Consider the following 534-nt stretch of genomic DNA (forward strand, 5'->3'; position numbering starts at 1 on the left):
GGACAGATGATTGGGGTGAAGTCGTAACAAGGTAGCCGTATCGGAAGGTGCGGCTGGATCACCTCCTTTCTAAGGAGTCCTTTATGGACATGGAACACGCTTTGGCTTTTGTTTAGTTTTGAAAGAGCTTGTGAAACAAGGTTGTTTGGGCCTATAGCTCAGCTGGTTAGAGCGCACGCCTGATAAGCGTGAGGTCGGTGGTTCGAGTCCACTTAGGCCCACCATTTTTCATAAATGCATATCTTTCGCTTTTGGGGCCTTAGCTCAGCTGGGAGAGCGCCTGCCTTGCACGCAGGAGGTCAGCGGTTCGATCCCGCTAGGCTCCACCAACAAAACTATTGACATTCAGTCGATAGTGCGGTATAATGTTTTCTTGTCGCTTGAAAGAAAAGCGGCGGATCTGTTCTTTGAAAACTAGATAATGAAATTCTTGAAAACAAGACATCGAATTGTAATGCGTCAATTTTATTGACATCTATGACCGTTAGATTTCGAGAGGCGAGAAGTTCGAGGAAGTGACGTTCCGAGGAAACG

The 534-nt window shown here is 46.8% G+C and carries 1 protein-coding gene, 2 tRNA genes and 1 rRNA gene; 3 read left to right on the forward strand and 1 reads right to left on the reverse strand.

Features of this window, described 5'->3' with window-relative positions; genetic code table 11:
* The 3 genes from KOL94_RS24920 to KOL94_RS24930 all read left to right on the forward strand — a co-directional run.
* A 16S ribosomal RNA gene (locus KOL94_RS24920) occupies window positions 1-69 on the forward strand; the annotation flags it as partial.
* Between the two features lie 78 nt (window positions 70-147).
* A tRNA-Ile gene (locus KOL94_RS24925) sits at window positions 148-224 on the forward strand.
* 29 nt (window positions 225-253) lie between these two features.
* Window positions 254-329: transfer RNA gene (locus tag KOL94_RS24930), tRNA-Ala, on the forward strand.
* A 6-nt stretch (window positions 330-335) separates the two neighbouring features.
* Here KOL94_RS24930 and KOL94_RS24935 read toward each other — a convergent pair.
* Window positions 336-534: hypothetical protein (locus KOL94_RS24935; RefSeq protein WP_221569343.1), on the reverse strand; the 199-nt coding region annotated here is incomplete at its 5' end.

This window comes from Alkalihalobacillus sp. TS-13 (assembly GCF_019720915.1).
GTDB lineage: Bacteria > Bacillota > Bacilli > Bacillales > Fictibacillaceae > Pseudalkalibacillus.